The following is a 19,445-nucleotide window of genomic DNA, read 5'->3' on the forward strand; positions in this document are numbered from 1 at the left end:
TACTGGATGGGATTAGACTCTAATTCCGTGTGCTACTCAAATGTGGGGAGACGTCGTACTCTATAAATTAAAATTCTTGTTTTACGTTGTACATCAACCTCGGTTTTGTGTAAAAATTAACTCGTTCATATTCTGGAATGCATATTTTTCTATTTCTAGATCTCCAATTTCTTGCTCGATTATGTAACCTCTCCTGAGCGAGTATTTTCTTATTCATACTGGCGATAAAGTTTATTAACGCTTCCCTTTGGTCGGAGGAAACAGGGGCTTCAAAATCTGCAGTTGCTGCTGAATGCAGAATTCCCAGTTCATAAATGCGAAACATTATATTCAGATTAAATCGCTTATTTAGTGGGACTATCTGGCAATAGCCAGTCACAATGCTTGCCATCATGTTGTTTTGAGTTTGTATCTGATCTTGTAACGCTGGAAAAATTTCCTCCTTGCTTTTCGTGTTTGAAAATTCAAGTAAGCAGCTTTGGCAATACCGAAGATCTGGGACGGAATTTAATCCAGTTAATAATGAATTGGATAGGATAATTTCACTATTGCAGTGTGGACATGTAGTGTTCAACTCGATAGCGTGAAGTGGGCATACTTTCCAAAAATTGAAACGCCATTCAATTCGAAAATATGGGAGTACATCTGTTTTTAAACATTCACAACAAACAGAAGTGATTGGCTTTTTATCGTGATTTATTCGGAGTTGTTTTTTTACGGATTTGAATTGGCGAATAGATTTATTGATCGCAAATAGACCCTGAAACCAAACTTCATTGAAGTTAGATATTTTCGAAAATGTATTCTTATGGATGGGAAGCTTCGGTGCATCCATATCTTTGATCCGACTGAGTTCAAGCAGTTGTGTGATTTGTGTATAGCTCATGCCTTGGGATTGAGCTAGTCTTTGTAGCCACGAATATAGTGACTCGCGCTGCTGTAAGGGGGGAATTCCGTAAAGATAAATGTTCATTCGTTAAAACAGTTGTAGCTGTGACCGTGGGTTGAAATTTGTCAGCGAAGCTTGATGGCTATTTTTATTTCTGCTGATATCTAACAAATTCATCGCTAACTTTGCGTCATTGATGGATTGAAATTCTTTTGCAAGTAGCTCCAGGCCCGAAATGACAAACTCCTTTCTAATTAGTGGTAGATCTCTTGTCATTTCAGATTGTTTTAATCGGTGCAAACTCCGTTCAACGCATGCACTTGCTTCGTCAATGGAAAGGATTTTCCTTGCTTTTCCTGCACTTAATTGATGATCTTTATTCTCACGAAAACCAGTTGCAAAAATAATCCGAAGTGCACCGTCCAGAGATAAGTTGCTAAAATTTTTCAGGGGATCGTAATCACTATTGATCATGTTGGAATAGATATTTTCAACTTTTGCGGCGATCCATTCAGAAACCACTTCCGCTTCAGTTGTCGACGTAATGACACGTGACTCTCTAATATCAAAGCCGCACTGGCAGATTGCTATTCCAGGTCGGTTCCAATTAAGATTTTTTTTGCATCGTTGGCAGTTTTCGATTAAAAAAAGTTTATGTCTGAAGCAGGCTGTCGCAAGGCTGACTTCCCACCACTTTTTAGTAAATTGTTCTTCTTCGATACACCTTGCGCATACCTGTGGACATCGTAGTCGGATAAAAAATGGGCGACTGACGCAATGCCCATAAAAATTTGCGTACGGCATGGAAGAACTCATTCTGATTTCAATATAGCGATTTTCCATCGATGTTGATTGTTCGCCGAACAGCCAGGCGATGGTTGGTACGTGCTTTCTCGATAGATGGTGAATGCGCTCAACTTTGAATACTTTGGATAACCACTGAGTGCCAGAAAAGTGATTTTTTTCAGACATTCGCAATACATACCCCATGAGTGATTCTTGTTCAAGAATCGGGGATTGCACGGGTAAACGGTGATATGGGCGCATCAATCAATTAAATGGATTGTTATTTGAGGCCGAGGTTCCGAAGATATGGCTAAATCCATTTCTTAAATCACTGATTTCAATTGTTGCGCGTCCTTCGGTCATTGCAACTGTGGCTGCTGCGATTAGCAAAAATTTTAAGGTTCTTGGTGATCCATTTGTTGCTAGATGAATTTTGGCTTCTACACTTGAAATGACAGACAGGTTGATGGGGGAGCAAGCCCTATGGAACGCTCGCAGAAATGCTTGCCATTCAACTCCTCGCACAAATGGACGTATTTGAAAACGAGCAGGTAGTCGCGAAGCGAATTGCACATCAATTTGAGAAAGATCTCCAAGTTCATCTGTACCAAACACAAAAATTGGGATTTGAGTTTTGTCAGTAATTTCCTTCAATAAATCTGTAATTTCATTCGCACTCGAATCACGCCTTCCTCGAAAAAGATGTTGAAATTCGTCAATAATGATGAGTTGTACATTTCTATCAATCAAAGCTTTAATGAGGATGGATAAGCGAAGGTCTTGTAGCCGGGTCGCGCGAACTCCTGGTGGATGTCCAAGCTCTTGTAACATTCTATCGATCATTGAACCGATGTTTGGTGAAGCTGAGGCCGATATCGCAATGACTGCGCTACTCGAATCAATTAGATCTGAATTTTGGATATATTCTCTCTTAATGACAGAGATCAGATGAGACTTTCCAGTTCCTGTGGGTGCCGTGACGCTTCCTCCCGTCGGACAACCTGAGCGCTGGCTTTGTTTGACCAAAGCGCGAATTCCAGAATACGTATTATTAAATTGAGGGTGCATAATCGTAATCAGGCGAATCTGATTTAACGTATCTTCAATATCTTTTTCGGTCATTCTGTTAGTCCATGAAGTAAGATGAAAAACTCGGTATTGATGTTTCCTCAGATTTCATTTCATCTTTTGTAAATAGTTGATCATTTTTGTTTTTGAGTTCAACTACTTCTGGCACACTTAGTGATTTTGTGCTGGTCAGCTCTCCAAATCGCAAAGCACTTTTAATATCCTTAGTGACTTTTCGCCCCTTCGTAATGCTTTCCCATAGTTCAATGAATTCTAGTTTTGCCCTTAAGTGTGACTCGTACTTGTCGCCTTGGATGGCAGATTGCTTGAGCCTATCGCGAATTGCTTTGTGTTGTAGCATTGATAGATTGTTCGCGTACTCAGGGTGACAATTCGGAACATAAAGCCAGGTTAAATCGACTGGATTTTGCACATAGCAATAACCGAGATCTTCCGGGTCATATTTAATAGTTGTCTTAAATGATGGAGAAATTTTTCTTCTCATTGACTGTAAATCATGAGAATTAAAACGGAGGTAGTTAGTCACAATTCCCTCGTTACCAACACTAAGAGTTTTTTGATGTGCAGCGATAAGACCAAGACTTTGTAGATTCGTTGGAAGAAGCGGGGGAGGCGTAGATTCAAAACTTTCTTTGAATAGGTCGAACGGTATTTCAAGCGTCTTCGAGTTTATTTTTGTGGGATAGACGTCGACAAAGTACTTTAGCAATCCGTTGCAAAGCTCGGAGAATGAGATTCTTGCGGATTCTGCGGGATTGATCGGTAGATAATTTGCAAGTGGCTTTTGTACTTTTCCTTCGGCTGGAAGATTAAATCCCAACTCTCGAAAAAAGTGTTCGACGCTAGGTTTAAACCAAGGTTGTCGCACTGGACAATATTGAATATCGGTGTTCAATTCTAGTGCGGCATTCACAAATTGTTTTGAATGAAATTCGAGACCATTGTCAACAACATACATTTCTCCTACGCCATAGCCTAGCCAAGGATTTTTAAGAAAGTTGACGTGATCGGTAAAAGTATTTTTGGGCATTAAGCCGACTTTCATGCAATTTAGGACTGCAGCAAGACCAGCCCCAGCGAATGAAATGTAAAATCCGACGAGATAGCCAGAAAAGCTATCTACAATGATTGTTATCACTGGACGTCCAAGTGGCATGCCGCTAGCGTCCGCAATGACAACCAAGTCTAATATCGTGTGATCAATTTCTAGTCTTTGCAAAGCTCTATTCGTATAGTTTCCATGAAGCGAATAGCGCCACTTATTTTTTGCATAAAACGCACCATAGCGTAACGTGTCCCTTATATATGGATCGACTTCCTGTACCCGTCTTCTTAATGAAGAAATACTGACTTCTGGAATTTTTTCATCGCGTTGCTCTTTTGAGCGAAACATTTGCAAGCGACGCTCTAGCATCGTATGAGCACGCTCTAAGCTTGGACGTGATCGTACAAAATATTCTTCTTTTAAAACTTTCTGAACTTCTTGTTCAATGAAATCAGATAAATTGGTAACTCGCTTGCGTTGGAAATTTTTTGAAATTAAACAAGCGGGGTTGTTGTTTGAGATTTCCCACTCGCGCATCCAACCCATTACGGCCGAGGCTGATGGACGTTTTACTTTTATATCGGGGTGCAGTTCAAAAAATTTTTTTATATTTTCGTCGACTAATTTCCTTCGACCGCGAGACACACCACATTTTTGCAGCCATTTAATTAACTTAATCTTAAATTCAAAATCTAATTTATATTTTTCAGGTAGTGAATCAATACATGAAATGAATCCACTGCTTGAATCGACGTCATGATTTTTTCGTTCGACTCCGCCAACCACTTGCAGTTTTCCGGTCAAAATTTCACTAGTAATTTTAGAAATGGCCCACGTGTAGATTCGGCGTGTGATGGGATCTTCGAATTGAACTTCCGACTCCGTTATCATTCTGACGAACTCGAGAGTTTGCAGTCCATTGCGTATTGTTAAGCCAATCTGGAATGAAAACATTGTCATAGTATTCTCCTCCTGCATTTCCTAAAATAAGTGTGTTGGGTGACGTAGAAATTTCTTTACTAAAACGAAGTGACCTTCTTCCAAGTAAGTGAAATAGAAGATGGATGCTGCTGTTTGTACAGTCGCAAACTTCTTTAATGCTGATTTCACGCGTAGTAGTGCCGGAAATGAATTGCTTTACTGCTTCGATATTTGACCGAGGAAATGAACCTTTTGCATAACGTAGTAATAAATCGATACTCTCCGGTTCATCGTTAATGTCAATTTGCAATTCTGATACAACGCAAAATTTGAAATTTCTTTGTTGCAGAATGTCTCCGGCAGCGTCAAACGTATCCGCAAATTTGGGGATGAATTTTTCTGGTTTTACTTCCACAACAATCTTTGTTCCGTCTTGAAAAGTAATCAGAAAATCTGGTGTGTACTTTTTCTCTAATGCATTACCATATTCAATTTGAAACGGCTGGTGGATGACTTCTGTGACACCCTGCGTCAGTAGAATTTTTTGTATAAATCGTTTCTCGAGTTGACTCTCGTACTCGATCGGTTGTTTTTGTAGCCAATTGCATGCGATAAGTCCAACAACTCGGTGAGGCGAGCGCGTGACTACCTTTCTGCTTGGTTTCATAGAGCCTCGCAAAATTTAGGCAAAAAAAGGGCTTCCGATTTTTAAAAAATCAGAAAATTGAGGCTTGACAGGGGAGGAGTAGAGAGAGATACTTGACGCACCACACGTAGGTATATTCTATCTACTCGACGCCACTCAGCCTTTTTGGAGAGTGGCGTTTTCTATTTCTTGCTCATTTTTTTCCTTTTTTAAAGATTGCGTTTGATAACTGTTATTTGAACAGGATTATTCAAATTTTTGTTTTATTCCCAGTTTTACTGCAATTCGATGGCTTTCGCCACGAAGAGCCTTGCTCTTTCCGTTCAAGATTTTATAAACCAATTGCAAATTGAAATCATTTTGACGTGCCCACTCCGCAATGCTTTCGCCGCGCGCGGCAAAGTTATTTTTTGTGCTACTAATAATTTCAGGGTCAAGATCACGCATGGTGAAATTTATGTATCCAAATGGTTTCATTTGATACGTATCCTAAACTAAATTTTCTATTTAGTATACGATGTTACTATTTCTTATTTAATATTCTTCTTAATATCTATGCGCTTACTAAATAATAGTAGTTCTGTCGGATCTCGATTAAAGAGTGAGCGCGAACGTTTGGGACTGACCCAGGCCGAGTTTGGGAAAAAAATTGGCGTCGGACGACTTTCTGTTATGAGATACGAAATCGGTGACAGATGCCCAAACGCTGATTATTTAATTGAATGTGAAAAGAACGGCGTGGACATTTATTTCGTTCTTTCAGGCAGCAAATCCGAGGAAAAAATTGATTTTCAATGTATGCAGAAAGCTGTTGGACTGATGTTAGAAATGGTCCGTGACCTCGGTGACAGTCCAGATGCAAGAGTGATGACAACAGCATTAATTCACTTCTATCGATCGATACTAAATGATCAGAGTCAACGAAATATTGAAGCAGAAAGAAAAAGGACTGTTTTAACGTCTATTGATTGATGGTGATATGAATATACTTGAACGCATAAAGAATAAAAAAGAATCTTTATTCCTATCAATTGTGACCTTGAGAATGTCATTCCCCACAATGAAAGTTGGAAAATCTGAAGAAATTGGACTTTATCGAGCAGTAATGTATTCACCTAACGCGCTGGACTTTGTCGTCAATCCAATGAAGTCGTTGAAGTTTCTCTACTGGAAAAATCGTTACAGTTTAATTCTTCCTGACGGCGAACAAAGCGATGTTTACGATTGGACGTCAACCAAATTGATAGCGGCTTATGCTTCATTAAAGTTTGGACGAGAATTAAATAAATTAGTTACTGCGAAGTTAATTTGGTTAATGCTTGAAGGAAAATTCAAAGAACAACAGATAAAAAAAATTCTAAGCGATGCAAACTTATATGTGAATAAAAAGGGGAATATCGAAGTTCGTTTAATCAGGCCGGTTCAAAAGATCACAGCGTTAATTGTTTTTGTATTTTTTTTGTTGGTTGCAATCTTTTGCATTTATTCATTAGCCGTTTTCTTGCTGAGCGATAGATGTACTCCTACCTGCGCTATTACCGGAGCGACTGAATTGTTGCTGATTTCGAGTATTTTTATTTGGTCCGGGAAAAAAATCGGTTTTCGAAACAAGAAAATTTGGTGTCTTTGCGATTCATTGAGCTGATTGATGTGGCATTGGAAAGAAATAGAAATCCGAGATCGCTATTCTCATCTATTTCACTCGTCTGTTCCCGCTCAGACCATGCCACTCGTTCCGGCTCAATGCGATCCAGTAGCCGGATAGCTTGAAGCTCGGCTAATGTTCGTGGAATTGTCGGCATCGCCGTTCGAAGTTGTGAGATTTCGCGCATTTTTCAGCTAAGCAAGATGCTATCCTCACGGACACAGTCCGAGTTCGGCCATAAGCTGCCGGTCATTAAAAGCCGTCACCCTAAATTTAATTGATAATTCCTAGAGTGTCGGTATCTAACTGAAATCAAAGGCCGAATCAGAGCGGAAGACGCTTTGCTGTCGTTATCGATCAATTGTCTCTCCCTATAATTTTAAGAATCCAAATCTCAATTGCATCGAGAGTTGAGAATTTGTCGTGCCTTTAATGCTGCTAACGCTAGACAATATCAACTGTGGGCTTACCTGGAATATCATGCTTATAATGCAAACGTTCGTGCAGCTGATCCAGCAAGCGCGGTTTTTGAGGGATGATGTTTTTGTCGATTTTTTTATACTGTATTAATTATCAGTATAAAAAAATGCAGTCAATGTTCATGCGGCTTTCAAGGGGATTTAAGAATGTTGACAATTTAATCATTGATGGTTAATGTTGCAAAATGAAAATTAAAACACGTTAGGTTCTGCACACGAAGGCTTATGCATACCCAGCTGGTGAACCGCTCAACGAGTACGGATTACTAGAGCTAAAAGAGGTTTCGCTCTCCGCCGACTCCAAAACGGTTCGTGCGATTGCACAGTTCCTTATCGTTGCTGCTGATGAAATGGATCGAATGGGAGAGAGTTACGACCATTTGCACATGCAAGACGAAAGTGATGCTTGGAAAGAAGAGTGGCCCGATATAGTTGTGTGCAAATCGAATGAATAATGAACCTAACAGGACTGTCGACGGGGAGTCGCCGATGATGACTTCACTCTTATTTAAATTCACGGCGGCGACCCCGTCACATCAGCGTTAAGGATCGTCCAATGGATTCCAAGATAACTGAACTTTCAGCACATTTTCGAGCATTGGGAGCTCAGAACCCAGAGGAATGGGCTAGGTCAGAAATCACTGAAGGGTTACCCCAATACACATCGTACGCATTTTTGAGAGAAGTTTGGCTAGGTTCCGTCTACCCCGTTGGTCATACAGCGTGGATTGACAATCTATTTAAAAGTGAAGAAAAATTTGGGAGTAAGACCGAAGCGACACTAATAAGAAAAATGCTCTCACTTGGTATTAGTCGTGAGGAAATTACTCTCTTATTACGAGAAACCCAAATCAGTACAATTGATTCAGTATTGTCAAAAATTGACTGTTCGGATGAGCTGATGTTTCCGGAAAGTGCTAAGCCAGCGAATTGGTCATTTGTTGAGATTGACGAAGACAATCAAGTTACTCGGAAAATAGAATGTTTAAGCGATATTTCACGTACTGTAGGTGAAGAAATAGAACCGCAATTAGCTCAGTTTGGAAGTTATAGAAATGCATAAAATCCTTAACAGTTCGTTCGATTCCGACACGCAAGCGTGCCGATCAACTCGGCGTTAAGAATCATCATAGTAATATCAGAATGCTCAAGAATAACCAGACTTGCGGTCGCGGTCTCATTCTGACGGCTTCTGAAGTTTTATAGCTGACGTCTGCTTTGGGGCGTAAACCGCCACCCAAAAACGATCCACGACATAAGGCTTATCACTCGTTTTGTGGATGTAGTCGTAAACCTGCCTAAAAACTCCGGGCAATTCAGTTTTCTGGCTGACGAGAAACGTTGAATACTATGACCTCAGTTCGCTGTCGCAGCATTTCCGGGAGCCTGTCGTACAACATTTCCTCCATCTTCATGGCAGTGTCTGGTTTCTCCTGTATTTCTGGTACGGGTGAACTCAGTTCGCCTATTGAGAATGTTTTGTAGTTTATCTGACTTCAAGCTGCAATAAAGTTCATCTATTTTAATTAGATTAATTGCATTTAAGTTAATTGTTGTTTTATATTCTTTGCAAGCTTTTTTTATAATTTCTTACAAACTGAGTCCTTTAAGCGGAAACGCATGGACACAAATAAAACGATAAATAACTTGGGAGAATTACATGCGTATTCTTACGTCATTCTTCACCGCTTTAGCTATTATTACCACTGTACTGCCAGTTGCCGCACGGGAAAGTGGTCATAGCGGTCATGGTACCCGCACCGGCAATTCCAAGACACATGTTTCTAGGTATACGCGTAAAGATGGCACTCACGTGGATGCGCATAACCGGTCTAGCGCAGACCATACAAAGGCCAATAATTGGTCAACCAAGGGGAATGCAAATCCTGAAACTGGTAAACCAGGTACGAAGTAACTCAACTGAAAGCTATCGATGAAAAATGCTTGGCTATTTGCATTGCTGTTGTCTTTCGGAGTTACCGCGCCAGTTTACGCCGAGCTTCAATCTTCTGTAAAACTTCAGCAAGTTGAACCAGATGAATCTCAGTTAAAGTCGCATGGGCATTATCAGAATAAAGTTGGGCAAACCGTGCACGCGCCGGCCAAGAGTGTCGACAACAAAATTCCTCAAGGTGCCAGTGCTCGATGCCGTGACGGGTCTTATAGTTTTAGTAAAAAACATCGAGGAACATGCTCCCGTCACGGTGGCGTGGCTACCTGGCTTTAGTCATGCTGAAAACTTTTGTAGGTAATATTCATACGATTTTCAAGGTATTGCAATATGTTGACATTTTAATCATTGATGGTTAATGTTGATAAATGAAAATTAAAACAACTTAGGCCTCGCACACTCAACCCGAATGGAGACTCGTCACCATGAATAAACATCACCTCAAGGCCTTCATCATCGGTACAGCCTTTGTGATTTCTTGCCAGGCCGAGGAAATCAACCCTGACAAAGCAATCTCAACTACCCCTTCCAGTCTCGAGGTATTGGGAAAGGTTGCTGGAACTTACAAGGGAATGAATTCATATCAAGACAAAGGTGTTTCATTTACAGAATTCAAGAGCTCAGGTACTAATTACACCATTGAGCGACATTTCACTACTACTTTCTCTCGCCCAGATCAATTTAGGTTTGAGTTCACGCAACCAGCTGCTGGTGGGATCGGGACGGATAGCTATGTGGTTTGGATGAAAAATAAGGAAGTTAAATCATGGTGGACCATCGGCTCCAAGGTGGAGGCACATGAGAGTCTTGGACATGCGATTTCAGGGGCAACGGGTGTGTCGGGCGGAACCGCGTACACCATTCCATCAATATTATTAAATGAAGCCGCTTGGAAAAATGAAACATGGGTCTCAACATCTGATTCCTACCGGATCGATGATGGAATTGAGAGAGGCATTGATTGCTTCAGGGTTCAACGACTTACATCTACCAAGGCAAATGTGGTTCATGGCATTGAAATACCCTCAAGCAAAGGGAAGGTGACATATTGGGTTTCAAAAACTGATTACCTCTTGCTCCGAATTGATGAAGAAACCAATTTCGGTTCATTCTCCACTTTTTCAAAAGTTCAATATTTTCCAATTTTCAATACGGTAATTCCAGATGAGGCTTTCAATTTCGGTCATTAGCACGACCTCGTCTACGCTGAGGTAAGCTGGAATGCATGAATTGACGCCGAGACTATGGAAGACGCTGTTTGCGGCGAATCCCTTGAAATCAGATTTGCACGCCATTCCTTGACCTTCAAATATTAATGGCTCCTTGTGAGCGCCGAAGCAATCGACGTGTTACCTACTAATTTCTCACGACTCAAAAGGAATATATATGTCCTGTACACAAGGCTGGGATTTCTTAATCGCAACGACAAACTATAGCACTGCAGTTCGAGAGTTGATTGAATTTTTTTGGGGAAATACCTGGAGCGGTAACGTAAGTGAGGAAACAATTACTACTGATTATGGGACGGCAACTGTTAACGTATCGTGGACATTCACCTTTAAGTTGTCTTCATCGAATATCTCAATTGATCCTAATAATCCAAACTGCCTCAATATTTCAGTTCCGTTTTCGGGCAGTTTTACTGGCCCCATTGGTATCGTTTCAGATCCTAGTGCGCAGTCACAAATGATCTTAATATCGAGTAATAGCCCTGCTTTGGTCAGTGCGTCATGTGATGTCAGCAAAATAGTTATAAAGAGTGAGGTGTTGGCATCAACATCTGATTCGGAAACGGTTAATTACAGCCTTTCGATTCAATCTGGAGTGTTCACGGATGTTCAGGTTACGCAGATTAGCGATACTGATGCTGCCGCTCTTCAATTATTTTTTTCGACAGCTTTGACGGAATTGGTTGGTCAAAGTTTTAACCTTGGTAGTCGGGAATATGAATTAAATAGCACAACCCAATCCTATATTGCACCCACGTTATTTAATTTTATTACAATCTACAGTAACAATGAGCTTGTCGTCTGCGGCATGCTTAGTAATCATGACGCACCTACAGGATCGTGGGAAGCGACCTTGGCGTCCTCTCCGCAAATGATTCTGCCTTCCGATTCAAATTTATTATTCGCTGTTTCTGATTCATTGATTTTGAATGAGGTCAGTCAACTCGTGGAAAATAAGGTTAGCGCTAATGCACATGGAAGAATCAATTCCAGCGTTAACGGTTCAGATCCGGCCGTATTGGAAGTTACTGTGACGACTAGGCGGACCGACCTTAGTTTGCAAGTTTCGTTTGCATCGAACAACTTTCTAACGCAGGAACTGTATATCGACGGGATTATGGACGCGTCCGAGGGGTGGAACGGTAGCGTAACTGTAACAAATAATGATGCTGATGGGACTCAGACAATTAGTTTTAATAATGTCCAGGCTTATGAAAATGGCCCATCTCTCGATCAAAATGATCCGCGAGTTATAGACTTTAAAACCTGTTTGGCTTGGTTAATGCAATTTTCTCCGCTCCATGGCACGCTCATGCTGGACGTTGGAATTTGGATCGAGGAAATTATTTCCAAAATAATTAATGCGATACTGAATGGTCTAAACTCAGCGCTGACTCTATCGCGTTCAGTACCTTATACTCCATCAACAACCATAATAAAAGTAGTTGGCGCACAAACTGTGACGCTGACAATAGATGCTCCTATTCAGACTATTACTCTTAATTCGGGCATCATCGTTGTCTCGAATTTGCAGGTTACTGTGACGACGGTTGATAGCCCTTAACGTCCGGTCACGACGCAAGCGAAATAAAAACGTGGCGATTTAGTTCGTCACGGGATGCTCAATGAGTGTGATTGTGTTCTGCCCACACTCCACCGAAATCGATTTGAAGCATCGGTGTATTGGAGCGAGAAAGTGAGCAAAATGTGCTGTGCCATAAAGTTTGGGAGTAGTCATATATCGACTGTGTTCTTACTCGTTGTGTGTGCTGACCCAAAGTCTTCAACAGTCACTATTCAAGAGGCGCTAAGCGCAGTCTGCCCCCACGCCTGCCCGCTAAATAACTCGTAACCTGTAATAACTTACAATCGGTAGGGTGTATTAGCCAAAGGCGTAATGCACCATTTCCGTAAATCATCGATAAACGTATTAAGAAGCATTTGAGTTAATTAACCGTTTGGTGTATTACGCTTGCGCCTAAACCGTTGGACTCTACTGTTTACAACCGACCTCAGTCGGTATCCGACTGGAATCAATGGACTACTGCGGATCGGATTCACTAGCTACCATTCAACGAGAATGGTTGGCTTGTTTTTACTGGAATACACAGCTAACCGCCATTCCCGTACTCCTTCGGCACTGCGCAGTCCAGCGTAGCACCGGAGCTTAGCCGTTTGTAAAGTCTTGATTTGTCTACTGAACGGGGGAAGTCCAGTCACGTTTGCGAATTGCACTTCAATATCTTTTTACAACAAACCGCAAATTATCAAAAAAACTAGTTGTATTTATAAGTTTTTGGTTAATACTATATGTGTCCCGGTTCTTTTTCGCATTGCATCCGGGATCAATTTTGCCGTTCCGTCTCGAACTGACTCCTTCCGTAGTTCTCCGATCCACTTCTTTAGAGGTGCCTATGAAAACGTCGATTTTAACTAGTGTTGTTATTGGATTAATCGCATTCTCATCTGTAACTTGGGCAGATGACAAGATGGCCTGCGACACAGGGAAGGGAAGTTATGTCACTGGTAAGGTGACTTCTGGGCCGAAGTTTAAGAGCGGAAAATTTCTCAAAGGTGTCGAACTTTCTCATACCCATCTTAAAGTGAAAGTCGATGAATCCGGCGATATTTATGACGTTGCAATTGATAACGTCTTCGCCAATGGATATGTCAAAAACAGCAAAAAAATACCGCCATCGTTAAAGCAAATCGCGGTAGGAGACAGTGTTGAGCTTTGCGGTCAGGAATATACCGACGGTACTAAAGGTATTCATTGGGTTCATACCGACTGCGGGAAAACTCCAAGTCCAAACAAACCAAATGGCTTCATCAAAATCGTGAAACAAGACGGCTCAGTCAGTGACAACCTGGAAAGCCTGGAAACATATTGCCCGCTCTGGAATTAAGCTGCAGCACTTGTTCCCTTGAATTAAGGAACGTTTTCAACCTTCCCATTATTGAATGGAGCTGAAATGCTAAAGAATTTCCTTCTGACCGTCCGCCGATACAGCGCCAAAGTCAGCTTGCTGGTATTACTTCCCACCTTTGTTATCATTGCCTCGGGGATTACTTATGCCCAGGACGCTGAACGTCAGGGATCGCCATCCCCACTCATCGAAGCGGGACATCCAGTGAATTGGTGGTTTGCATTTAAATTTAACGCCGGAACATTTCCGGGATGCGGCGCTAAAGCACCGACCGAAAGGGTGTGCCGATTTGGCGGTGATGTTCAGGATTATGTTTATAGCCAGCAATTTGTCTATGCAACAAACGAAAACCCCAGTTTAAAAAAAGGTGGTGAGTGTATTGGCGATACCGTCACTGATCCCTTAGGAGCGACGTTTGATCAGCTCTATAACGGTGCCTATTACTATGTCGTCTGGAACGATCAGTTTTATGATGATCCACAGATCGCCGGATGCGGTGAGAGTTGTGGTGCACCTTGGGGGCATTCAAAAGGAATGCTGGCGTGGAATCAGGATGGGGATGGTGTCGTACTGCAGGTCTCAACACCCTCATGGCCCGCCTCCGGAAGTAAGCAGTTTCCCAGAAAGACAGATGGCAATACCTTAGGGTGCGTTGAAGATGACAATATCAAAGTCAGCCAACATTTCTTTTCTGTCAAACTGACCAAGTCTGATGTCATTGGCGTTTTAAAAGGACTGAAAAATGCCAGTGTCGTCACCGATATCAATAACCCACAAATCGTCCGTAACGGCGGCCCTGACGACATTCAGCAACTGGTCAGCGGCTTGGGTGTCAGATCTTCCAGCACGGAGATTACCCGTCTTCAGCTCTCCAGTGGTATTGGTCTGATTTCAAAACCATCCAAGAAACATATACCACCATGGCAGATGGTGTCCTCATTACTCGGTTCTGTTCCAATTAAAACAGCGACCTGGTGGATGCGCCCAAAAATTTACTCAACGACAGCAAGTACAGAAATCGCCTGCTGGGATAACACACTAAATCAACCAGGCCCTGTGACCATCGCTATGTCAGGTCAGTGGGAAGGTACAAAGATTGGTTTAAAAGGCGGTGCGGGTCCCAACTTTAATCATGCAAAGATTGGTGTATCCGATGACGCATCCGATTTTGCTATTTTTGGGGATATGAACCAACAAGGTGTGCTGTCCGGTGCCAATTGCGGAAGCAGTCAGAATGGCAGAGGAGGGCTATTCTACGTTGTTCAAAACCAGGAATTATCGAAGAGCATTCGTTCGCTATTGGATGGAGACGTGGCTCCCACAACGGGACCTTAACTTCTCAGCATGAGCAATTTACACTAGCGACTATCGGTGGAAAAAACTTCATGCAGTAGTCGCCAGTTGGAGAACTGAAAACACTTTCAATAAAAAAAATTGTTCGTTCACAGGTTACCTACGCCACCATCAACTTGCAGTTCCGTACCGACGACAAAGCTGGACTCATCAGAAGCCAGGAACACAGCAGCTTTTGCCAATTCCAACGGCGTGCCCAAGCGACCGATGGGGACAAGATTCTTGATCTGCCCACGCAAGACTTCCTCTTCCTGTGGTGGTAGACCTAATTTGCCCAGCGCAGCAGTCTCGGTCGGACCCGGGCTTAAGCCGTTGACCCGAATGCCGCGTCCGACCAGTTCACCAGACAAGGTTCGCGCCAGTGACAGCAATCCCGCCTTGCTGGCGGCATAAGCGCTACTTTGAGGCAGGCCGATATGTGCGCTGACCGAGCCACACAGAATGACGGACGATGGATTTGCCAGCAAGGGCAATAGGGACTGGATGAGGAAGAACGGGCCTTTCAGATTGATGTCCATGAGCCTGTCATAAGCGGCTTCATCCCATCCCTGTAACGGGCGGTGCGTCACATCGCCCGCATTCACATACAGCACATCAAGGCGCGGCCAATGTTGTGCAATCTGTTTCGCCAGCGCGCGTTGATCAGCCATGTCGCCGGCATCGCTCTGGAAAAGCAGTACCGAATCGCCCAGTTCTCGGCCTATGTTCAACAGGGTGTTTTCGTTTCGTCCTGTGATGGCTACCCTGGCTCCTTCTTTCAAAAACTGGCGCGCTGTTTCCAGACCGATGCCACTGGTGCCACCAGTGATCAGAGCGTATTTGCCTTGAAGTCTTGACATACCGTGTTAATCCGCTGAGTTGAAAGCAATATTATCTAATCAGTAGTATCCTTTGCATAGTAGGCACCTGATAGATACTAAAGGAGTAAATAGATAGTTATGGCAATGCTCAAGAAAGTGCGTGCGCAGATAACGCCCGCAGAAATCCGACCTGCTGGCCGTTGCCCGATGGTGGACTTCGTGAACCTGATCTCCGGTAAATGGGCCATTCCCATCCTGTACAGGTTGATCGTCATCGACAAACCAATACGTTTCAGCGATTTACAACGTGCGGTGGCTCCTATCACGCAGAAGGAGCTCACCCGGCAACTGCGCTTGTTTGAGCAGCGCGGACTGGTTTGCCGCACGATCTACGCCGAAGTCCCGCCACGAGTGGAATATGAAATTACCGAGTTGGGCAAGACGCTGCGGGAGACGCTGGACTCTCTTGCCGGCTGGATGCGAATCCATGGGGATCGGTTGATACGTGAGTGACGCGACTCCAAGCTAATGTGCCAACATCTGCCAGCGTTTACAATGCATTTCCTCAAAAACTCTCGTTGTGCATGGAATGCTTTTGCGAGAGTGATACCGTTGCAGTAGTTGTAGAGGATTACTTTCGCAGGACGCGATGATTCCGTGCCCACCCTACAGTGCGTCGTTTAATCACACCTGCGACTTATATGGATGATTGGGTGGTGACGGTTTACAGCCACTGGAAGCAATCGGTAAAGACGGTCGCGATTCGGCTTTCGATATCGGACTGCACATTGAAGAAGTGGGTGACGGCCCTGAGAGACGGTCACTGCGGCGCCGATCCCAGCCGCCATCATCGATGGCGGCATTGCACCCGTTTGCCTGCTTGCGTGGATCGCGACCCGCCAGGGCGTACCGCTGGTGCGTTCGACCTTGGACGAGTGGATCGGTTGCATCGGTGTGGCGTTGCATGCCAACGGGCCGATCATACGGAAGATTTTAGGCATGGGGCATCATGGAAGAAATTATTGCCATGTCTACCGGGGGGCAAACAACAGTTCATTCCCGTATTTCTGCTGTCTGTCGCATAAAGCTGCGGCTGCACGGAGGACTTTCTTATACTACCGCCGCTTGACCTATCCACCCCATAACTAAAAGGACTACGATGTCGAAATCTCTCTGGAAAAAACGGGCCGTCGTCGGCGCGATCACCCTGGCGTTTGCCTCACTGACTGGCGTGGCAACGGGCGCAGAACGGGCCTGGGTCGCCAAAAGCAATGACAACGCCAAACTGCTGCTGGACCTGATGGTCAAGTATTCGCCAGAAAGCGCCACTCAGCTGGGCGTGGATGGCTACGATGAAATGATTACCGATATGTCGCATGACCTGTACGACGCCAGCGTTAAGGACACCAATGCCGTAGTGGCCGAACTGCAAAAACGCAAGAGAGCGGAGACCGACCCCAAGATTCGCCAGGATCTGGACATCCTGATTGGCACCGCCCATAACCAGTTGACCTCGAACGCCCTGCAGCGCAAGCTGATGCTGCCCTACCAGGATCTGAACCAGCTGCTGTTTGGCGTGGTGCACCAGATTTTGGACCCGCGCGTGCCCAAGGAACGCCAGAAGAGCCTAGTGGTCCGCCTGCAAAAGTATGCCGGTCTGAGCAAGGGCTACCGTCCCATCACCGAACTGGCGCAAGAGCGCACCCAGGAGCGTCTGAACGCCAATCCCAAGCTGCTGGGCCCTTACAAAGCCGAGCTGATGCAGTCGCTGGATGATGGCCCGACCCTGCTCAAAGGCATCAAGGACGAGCTGGAAAAGAGCGGTCTGGAAGGCTGGCAGCCGGCTTTCGCCGCGCTGGAAAAACAGCTGACCTCGTATAACGAAAGTTACGTACGCAAGACACTGCTGCCGCTGGCGCGCGCTGACCACCGCCTGCCGCCGGAAATCTATGCCGACAACCTGCACCAGTTCGGCGTGGACATCAGCCCGCAGGAACTGATTTCCAAGGCCTTGACCTCGTTCTCTGAAATCCGCAATCAGATGAACATCACCGCCGGTCTGATCGCCAAGGAGCGTAATTTGCCGGACGCCGATTATCGCGCCGTCATGCGTGAACTGAAACAGCAGCAGATCCCGTTGGATAAGGTGATGCCGCTGTACCAGGAGCGTCTGAGCCAGATCGAAGCGGCCGTGCGAGAGCACAAGATCGTGACACTACCGGAACGCCAGACCAAAATTCGCCTTGCCTCGCAGGCAGAGAACGCCGCCCAGCCAGCCCCGCACATGAATCCGCCGCGCCTGGTCGGCAACACCGGCGAGTATGGCGAGTTCGTGCTGACCACCGGCATGCCACCTGACGCCAGCGGCAAGTCCAAGGTGTTCGACGACTTCACCCATCAGGCAGGCACCTGGACACTGACCGCGCACGAAGCCCGTCCCGGTCATGAACTACAGTTTGCCAAAATGATTGAAACCGGCGTGTCGACCGCACGCGGCGTGTTCGCCTTCAACAGCGTCAACGTGGAAGGCTGGGCCCTGTATGCGGAAGCCGAGATGCAGCAGTATGAACCGCTGGACGGCCAGTTGTTCGCCCTGCAAGCACGCATGCAGCGCGCCGCCCGCGCCTTCCTCGATCCGATGGTCAACCTGGGTGGGATCACGCCGGAAGGGGTGAAATCATTCCTGATGGATGAAGTGGGTTTGTCCGAAGGCATGGCGACGCAGGAAATGCAGCGCTACACCTTCCGTGCACCGGGTCAGGCGACGTCCTACTTCTACGGCTACCAGCGTCTGATGGAAACCCGTCAAGCGGCCGAAGTCGCACTGCGCAAGAAGTTTGACCGCAAAGCCTTCAACGACTTCGTGCTGTCGCAAGGCCTTGTGCCGCCCACCGTGCTGCACAAGGCTGTGATGGAAGAGTTCGTGCCTGCGCAAGGCAAACAGGTTGCGCAGAACTAAGCCAAATATTTCGTCAGCAGAGGCGGCGGCTTCGTGCCGAAGCACGTTGGACAGGTGACTAAGCCAATAAACGACTGAAAGCCGCCGATGCTAAATTGTACCAATGAACCGACCGAATCGGTTTGACCAAGTCGATCGTGCGCATCCGACGATAGGCGCCGCCGGCTCAGCGTCACGCAATGTATTTATGGCATGTTTGTTGGTTGCAAAACTATGCAGTTTCTTCGCAATTAAGACCTTCAATTTAAGAAATATGATTTTCGTCAAGAGAATTCAAGTGCAATCTTTACAGCGTTATATGCAAGTGTATATTACGCATTTGCCAAGCCAATAAAAAAACCTACACAATGAATTTCACATATTGAACCTAATTTTGTCGGCTAACCGCGACGTAGAAGACCGATGAGATATGCCGCAAGCATTTCGAGAAGCCGTCGATTTTTTTAAATACCGTTATATACAAGTTGCTATTACGATTTTATCGGAAGAAGACATATGGGTAAGCATCAGAATAAAAAGCGCGTTGTAACAACCAGTCCCCAATTGAAGATTCGAGTAGTCAATGCGGCAATTATTGCGACATTTATCACTTCCGCTGTATGGGCTGAGGATAAATCTGATACTTCCGCGTTCGAACTAGGAACCGTTTTGGTTGTAGCAAAGCGTTTGCCAACAACCGAAATAGGTGACGTGGGCGGCGACCAGATTGCATCGGTCGTCACCAGC

The 19,445-nt window shown here is 44.7% G+C and carries 18 protein-coding genes; 11 read left to right on the plus strand and 7 right to left on the minus strand.

The genetic code is table 11. The features are described 5' to 3' along the window. Positions 1 to 67: 67 nt before the first annotated feature. The 6 genes from H8K38_RS11365 to H8K38_RS11390 all read right to left on the minus strand — a co-directional run bounded on the left by H8K38_RS11365 (position 68) and on the right by H8K38_RS11390 (position 5,853). Complete coding sequence (locus H8K38_RS11365) at positions 68 to 973, minus strand: TniQ family protein (protein ID WP_186884936.1); 906 nt, start codon at positions 971 to 973, stop codon at positions 68 to 70. 3 nt (positions 974 to 976) lie between these two features. Next, complete coding sequence (locus H8K38_RS11370; RefSeq protein WP_370587090.1) at positions 977 to 1,861, minus strand: hypothetical protein; 885 nt, start codon at positions 1,859 to 1,861, stop codon at positions 977 to 979. 78 nt (positions 1,862 to 1,939) lie between these two features. Then, the gene (locus H8K38_RS11375; RefSeq protein ID WP_186884938.1) at positions 1,940 to 2,797 is read right to left on the minus strand and encodes a TniB family NTP-binding protein; all 858 of its coding nucleotides are present in this window, start codon (positions 2,795 to 2,797) and stop codon (positions 1,940 to 1,942) included. Between the two features lie 4 nt (positions 2,798 to 2,801). After that, the gene (locus tag H8K38_RS11380) at positions 2,802 to 4,613 is read right to left on the minus strand and encodes a DDE-type integrase/transposase/recombinase (RefSeq protein WP_186884939.1); all 1,812 of its coding nucleotides are present in this window, start codon (positions 4,611 to 4,613) and stop codon (positions 2,802 to 2,804) included. 16 nt (positions 4,614 to 4,629) lie between these two features. Then, a complete protein-coding gene (locus H8K38_RS11385; protein ID WP_186884940.1) occupies positions 4,630 to 5,397 on the minus strand; it encodes a TnsA endonuclease N-terminal domain-containing protein in 768 nt (255 codons plus the stop codon). 225 nt (positions 5,398 to 5,622) lie between these two features. After that, complete coding sequence (locus H8K38_RS11390; protein WP_255422926.1) at positions 5,623 to 5,853, minus strand: DNA-binding protein; 231 nt, start codon at positions 5,851 to 5,853, stop codon at positions 5,623 to 5,625. A 78-nt stretch (positions 5,854 to 5,931) separates the two neighbouring features. Here H8K38_RS11390 and H8K38_RS11395 point away from each other — a divergent pair, with 78 nt between their 5' ends. The 8 genes from H8K38_RS11395 (at position 5,932) to H8K38_RS11430 (ending at position 14,942) form a co-directional block, all read left to right on the plus strand. Further along, a complete protein-coding gene (locus H8K38_RS11395) occupies positions 5,932 to 6,348 on the plus strand; it encodes a helix-turn-helix domain-containing protein (protein WP_186884941.1) in 417 nt (138 codons plus the stop codon). Between the two features lie 7 nt (positions 6,349 to 6,355). Beyond that, positions 6,356 to 7,021, plus strand: a complete 666-nt coding sequence (locus H8K38_RS11400) for a hypothetical protein (protein WP_186884942.1) — start codon at positions 6,356 to 6,358, stop codon at positions 7,019 to 7,021. A gap of 1,035 nt (positions 7,022 to 8,056) precedes the next feature. After that, on the plus strand, positions 8,057 to 8,563 hold the full coding sequence (locus H8K38_RS11405; RefSeq protein WP_186884943.1) for a hypothetical protein: 507 nt from the start codon (positions 8,057 to 8,059) through the stop codon (positions 8,561 to 8,563). A gap of 870 nt (positions 8,564 to 9,433) precedes the next feature. After that, positions 9,434 to 9,727 (plus strand): DUF3761 domain-containing protein, encoded by a 294-nt coding sequence (locus H8K38_RS11410; RefSeq protein WP_186884944.1) that lies wholly within the window; start codon positions 9,434 to 9,436, stop codon positions 9,725 to 9,727. 149 nt (positions 9,728 to 9,876) lie between these two features. Further along, entirely contained in the window at positions 9,877 to 10,641 is a 765-nt protein-coding gene (locus tag H8K38_RS11415) for a hypothetical protein (RefSeq protein ID WP_186884945.1), read from the plus strand. Between the two features lie 196 nt (positions 10,642 to 10,837). Continuing rightward, a complete protein-coding gene (locus H8K38_RS11420; protein WP_186884946.1) occupies positions 10,838 to 12,244 on the plus strand; it encodes a hypothetical protein in 1,407 nt (468 codons plus the stop codon). Between the two features lie 850 nt (positions 12,245 to 13,094). After that, positions 13,095 to 13,586, plus strand: a complete 492-nt coding sequence (locus H8K38_RS11425) for a hypothetical protein (protein WP_255422927.1) — start codon at positions 13,095 to 13,097, stop codon at positions 13,584 to 13,586. Positions 13,587 to 13,652: 66 nt separating this feature from the next. Continuing rightward, positions 13,653 to 14,942: a deoxyribonuclease II family protein gene (locus H8K38_RS11430; RefSeq protein WP_186884947.1), complete on the plus strand. Its 1,290-nt coding sequence runs from the start codon at positions 13,653 to 13,655 to the stop codon at positions 14,940 to 14,942. A gap of 107 nt (positions 14,943 to 15,049) precedes the next feature. Here the strand turns inward: H8K38_RS11430 and H8K38_RS11435 are convergent, their stop codons facing one another. Next, positions 15,050 to 15,799 (minus strand): SDR family oxidoreductase, encoded by a 750-nt coding sequence (locus tag H8K38_RS11435; RefSeq protein WP_186884948.1) that lies wholly within the window; start codon positions 15,797 to 15,799, stop codon positions 15,050 to 15,052. A gap of 99 nt (positions 15,800 to 15,898) precedes the next feature. Between H8K38_RS11435 and H8K38_RS11440 the strand changes: the two genes are divergently transcribed. The 3 genes from H8K38_RS11440 to H8K38_RS11450 all read left to right on the plus strand — a co-directional run. Further along, entirely contained in the window at positions 15,899 to 16,273 is a 375-nt protein-coding gene (locus H8K38_RS11440) for a helix-turn-helix domain-containing protein (RefSeq protein WP_186884949.1), read from the plus strand. Between the two features lie 646 nt (positions 16,274 to 16,919). Next, entirely contained in the window at positions 16,920 to 18,719 is a 1,800-nt protein-coding gene (locus tag H8K38_RS11445) for a DUF885 domain-containing protein (protein ID WP_186884950.1), read from the plus strand. A gap of 495 nt (positions 18,720 to 19,214) precedes the next feature. Further along, the coding region (locus H8K38_RS11450) for a hypothetical protein (RefSeq protein ID WP_186884951.1) at positions 19,215 to 19,445 on the plus strand (231 nt) is incomplete at its 3' end.

The sequence above is a fragment of the Undibacterium sp. FT79W genome, from assembly GCF_014284215.1.
Taxonomy (GTDB): Bacteria; Pseudomonadota; Gammaproteobacteria; order Burkholderiales; family Burkholderiaceae_D; genus Undibacterium; species Undibacterium aquatile.